Origin of the sequence: Bacillus sp. SRB3LM, from assembly GCF_015712745.1 — a bacterium.
Taxonomy (GTDB): domain Bacteria; phylum Bacillota; class Bacilli; order Bacillales; family Bacillaceae_G; genus Bacillus_A; species Bacillus_A thuringiensis_K.
In genome coordinates, this window is the sequence record NZ_VWVQ01000088.1 from 1 (window position 1) to 4,092 (window position 4,092).

Below are 4,092 nucleotides of genomic sequence, written 5' to 3' on the forward strand. Positions count from 1 at the left end.
AAAAACTTCACGGCCTTTCCCCGATAGAATATCGGGAAAAGGCCGTGGCATAATACTCTTTTTATTACTGTCTACTTGACAGGGAGATGACCATCTTCCTTTTTAAAAATGCATGTAAGTACTATTTATAGATGTCACCACGATTTCCAATGGCTTGTATGTATATGTCTTTCTCATCATGATTTATTTCAAATAAAATTCGAAAGGTTCCAACCCGTAATCGATATAGATCTGTGTAACCCTTCATACTTTTAATATCTCCTTCAGGAGGGATTTCAAGAAGCCCCTTCAATCCTTCAGCAATTCTTTTTTGTATTCCTTTTTCTTGCTTTGCAATAAATTTCACCGCGGACTTATGGTAAATCAATTTGTAGTCCGAATTCACGTTTTGCGTCCTCCCCTGATACATATCCTTCTTCACTATTTAGTTGTTCTATTTCTTGTGTAGACAATGGTTCATGATCTGAATCCGCCATATCAATTTTTTCCCAATCGTTAGGTTTCTTTTTTGAGCGTTGAACAAGAAATTCTAAAAAATCAAACGCTGCTTTTTCATCTTGTCGGTCAAGACGATCTATCAATTGATACAACTCATCTTTACGAATAGCCATGTGGTGCACCTACCTTCAGTTTTATTTTGAATGTCCACTAATTAATATTAGTGGACATGAAGTGTGGGAAAATAAATGTTTGATGTCCGCTAATATAAATTGATAAGATTAAAATAGCATGTCCGCTAATGTAAGTCAATAAAAGAGGAGGTATTTATGCATTCTATTAAAACAATTTCTATACAAGCAACATCTTTGATTTCCGATTTTATTTCTAGCTTATCTCAAGAAGGAGATTTGCATACAAAAACACTAAAAGAATATACGAGTGATTTAAAAGATTTTGTATTTTGGTTTGAAAATGTGTGGGGAAAACATGCTGAGGATACTCTTTTTCATCCAATAGAAGTTACCGCTCGCACTATCGCTCGATATCGAGAGCATATGCAAGTTACAAGATTACTAAAACCTTCTACGATTAACCGGCGCATTAATTCAATCAAACGTTATTTTGACTGGGCTAAGCAAAAAGGACTGGTACAAACAAATTATTCAAAATCAATTAAGTTTGTACCAACAGAAAAAACGAGTCCCAAACGCATGTCAGATAAAGAAGAAGCCACTTTAATGCATGCCGTTGAAAAATACGGCACACTACGTGACAGGACAATGATTATTTTTATGCTTCATACTGGCCTTCGTTCAATGGAAGTTTGTGATGTTCAAATAGAGGATGTTATCATGAAAAAAAGAGGCGGCTATGTTGTTGTTCGATCTGGAAAACGAAATAAACAGAGGGAAGTGCCTTTGAATAGTACAGCTCGTTGTGCACTAGAAGAACATATCAGATTAAGTGAGATTTCACAGAGTTATTTGTTTCCTTCTTCTAAAACAGGAAAACGCCTACAAGAAAGAGCGATCCGCCATATTCTTCAGAAGTATATTAGACTTGCAAAGTTAGAAGGATTTAGTGCCCATGATTTAAGGCATCGCTTTGGTTATGTGATGGCTGAACGCACACCATTACATCGTCTTGCACAAATTATGGGACACGATAACTTGAATACCACGATGATTTATGTAAGAGCTACACAAGAAGACTTACAGGGAGAAGTAGAAAAAATTGCCTGGCACTAAAGAATGCACATCATCCTATTCATTTGGTCATGTGATACAAACTAAGAATTGTAACAGGAGGAACAAGGGTTATGCCTGTAGATTTTTTAACACCTGAACAAGAAGAAAAATATGGTTGTTTTTGTGTCCCCCCCAACATCAGAGCAGTTAGCAAAATATTTTGGGTTAGATGATACAGACAAAGAACTGATATGGAATCGTCGTGGAGAGCATAATCAACTTGGTTTCGCTGTTCAATTAGGAACCGTTAGGTTCTTAGGAACATTTTTATCTGATCCTACAAATGTACCACAATCGGTTATTACATATATGGCAAATCAACTTCATCTAGATGCTCAAAGCTTTTCTCGTTATCGAAATAAACGAAGTCAATGGGAAACCAACTATGTTAGGGCGAGCAATTGGAGAATTGGGGAGCCTCTTTAAAACACGTTATTTACTCTTATATTTACATGATGAAAATTATCGTCTTAAAATTTTAAATCAACTCAATAGAGGAGCAGCAAGGCATAGTTTAGCGAGGGCTGTATTTTACGGCAAACATGGAGAACTTCATCAACCCTATCGAGAAGGACAAGAAGAGCAATTAGGCGCATTAGGTTTAGTAGTAAATGCAATTATTGTATGGAATACACGATATATAGAATCTGCGTTACAAGTACTCCGAAATCGCGGTTATACAATTGATAATGATGATATATCTAGACTTTCACCATTAAGCCATAAACGCATTAACATAGTAGGTCGGTATTCATTTGTTCTCCCAGAAGAAGTAAAAGATGGGCAATTACGTACATTAACATATGAAGAAACAAACAAAAAGGAACCTAATTCTTTATACGAATAGGTTCCTAATATCCGCTAATGCTTGTTGCGTGATTTTGTTCCATTGCTACACATATCCCATATATTATAGTTTCTTGATAGTAAAACTATCATGTATATAAATGAACCAGTTCCTAAACCTGTATGCAGTCGATTTTTTAGTTTCAATAAAGTCTTTCCCTTCTTTTTTTATGATTTTAAGATAAGGTTATTTAATTTTGATTGTATATAAAATGTGTAGAATATTCCTCCAAAAAATAAGCCTACAGATAGTCCACTTATGGCAGAATAAATTATATTAAACGAAATATTTTTATAATATGATGAACAAATTCTTAAAGTTACATTTAAGAGATATTTTACAAAGAAATTAATCAATATAATTATTAATGGAAGGTAACATTTCTTCCTGAATGTAACCGTCTCTTGCTTGAATAAAATTTGATATTTTGCATATAACAAATAGCAAATCAAAATGCCTGGAAGAATGAAAATCGTATAGCTTATTAAACAATATCCTAAGTAAGAAAATTTAGTGATAATTTTATCTATCCCCATATCATAAAGATCCTGGGAACAAGGAACATTTTAGATAAATTAATTGGTCTTTCTTGAGAAATAGCAATACCCCTTTTTATTAAAATGAATAATAATATCCATACCCATAATGGAGTTCTTATAAATATTTCTTTAATCATAGTATACATTGTATATCTCCTTTTTTTTATTAATATTTACATCAAAGGAGATATAAAGAAATGCTTTTAAACATAAGTAGTTATTGGGAATGTTTTTTTTATGAAGAAACATATTTTCTTGACACAAATACTTTTTCTTTTTCGTCTTAAGATACTAACCGAAAAACTTATCAAAACCCTTATAAATTAACAATGATTTACTTTATGTTTTTTACTGTTACGGATTAAAAAAGTTACAAAATGATTAGTATGTGGGCAAATTGTGGGCAGCCCCATTATTAGAAAGTCACTTATGTATGATGTATTCCTACAAGGTTAAATTTTAATAATAAAAAGTACAGCGTATATGTACAGTGCGACCCACACTATATATACCATTCACCTGACACAACCAGGTAAACACTGGCCATACTCTCATGAATTATTGTACATCATGTAGGGTTTCTTTAGCAACGTTTACCAAATTATTGGTGACGTTGCTTTTTGTTTATACAAAGGAGCTCTTAGTCTATGAAAAAGACAATCAATGTTATCGCAACGAAAGAAACCTTCCACAACCTTTCTACATTCAAAGAAGTAGAAGAACTAAACAAACCTATACGTGCATACAGAGATAATATCCGTATGTCCATTAAGCGTACCGACGTACAATTTAAACTCATTACATTACTTGAAATTTTAAAACGCCACAGCTGTAAATATGTAAGTGTTAGTTTCCTATGCAAAAATTCAATTGCTGACATAATGGAAGTTTCATATAAAACTGTACAACGTTTAATGAAGAATCTTGACCTGGTCAAGAAAAACTGGAACATGAAATAGATTATGCAATTGATTTTGAATACTGATACGGAGTCATTCCATTTAATGATGAGTGCGGA

The 4,092-nt window shown here is 33.2% G+C and carries 4 protein-coding genes and 2 pseudogenes; 4 read left to right on the plus strand and 2 right to left on the minus strand.

The genetic code is table 11. From position 1 onward, the window contains the following. Positions 1–121: 121 nt before the first annotated feature. Entirely contained in the window at positions 122–385 is a 264-nt protein-coding gene (locus F3I02_RS27075; RefSeq protein WP_196478498.1) for a type II toxin-antitoxin system RelE family toxin, read from the minus strand. Continuing rightward, positions 354–611 (minus strand): hypothetical protein, encoded by a 258-nt coding sequence (locus F3I02_RS27080; protein ID WP_196478497.1) that lies wholly within the window; start codon positions 609–611, stop codon positions 354–356. Before F3I02_RS27080 ends, F3I02_RS27075 begins: the two co-directional genes overlap by 32 nt. Before the next feature lie 156 nt (positions 612–767). On the opposite strand from F3I02_RS27080, the gene F3I02_RS27085 reads away from it, so the two are divergent. The 4 genes and pseudogenes from F3I02_RS27085 to F3I02_RS27100 form a co-directional block, all read left to right on the plus strand. Continuing rightward, entirely contained in the window at positions 768–1,688 is a 921-nt protein-coding gene (locus F3I02_RS27085; RefSeq protein ID WP_196478496.1) for a tyrosine-type recombinase/integrase, read from the plus strand. A 111-nt stretch (positions 1,689–1,799) separates the two neighbouring features. Next, positions 1,800–2,114, plus strand: a complete 315-nt coding sequence (locus F3I02_RS27090) for a DUF4158 domain-containing protein (protein WP_196478495.1) — start codon at positions 1,800–1,802, stop codon at positions 2,112–2,114. After that, positions 2,056–2,535 (plus strand): annotated as a pseudogene (locus F3I02_RS27095) (Tn3 family transposase); the annotation flags it as partial. The gene F3I02_RS27090 and the pseudogene F3I02_RS27095, both read left to right, overlap by 59 nt. A gap of 1,186 nt (positions 2,536–3,721) precedes the next feature. Further along, a pseudogene (locus tag F3I02_RS27100) lies at positions 3,722–4,000 on the plus strand (hypothetical protein); the annotation flags it as partial. Positions 4,001–4,092: the final 92 nt, after the last annotated feature.

Coding starts and splice junctions, on each gene's coding strand:
- F3I02_RS27080 (WP_196478497.1), bottom strand. CDS start 611: ATGGCTATTCGTAAAGATGAGTTGTATCAATTGATAGATCGTCTTGAC.
- F3I02_RS27085 (WP_196478496.1), top strand. CDS start 768: ATGCATTCTATTAAAACAATTTCTATACAAGCAACATCTTTGATTTCC.
- F3I02_RS27090 (WP_196478495.1), top strand. CDS start 1,800: ATGGTTGTTTTTGTGTCCCCCCCAACATCAGAGCAGTTAGCAAAATAT.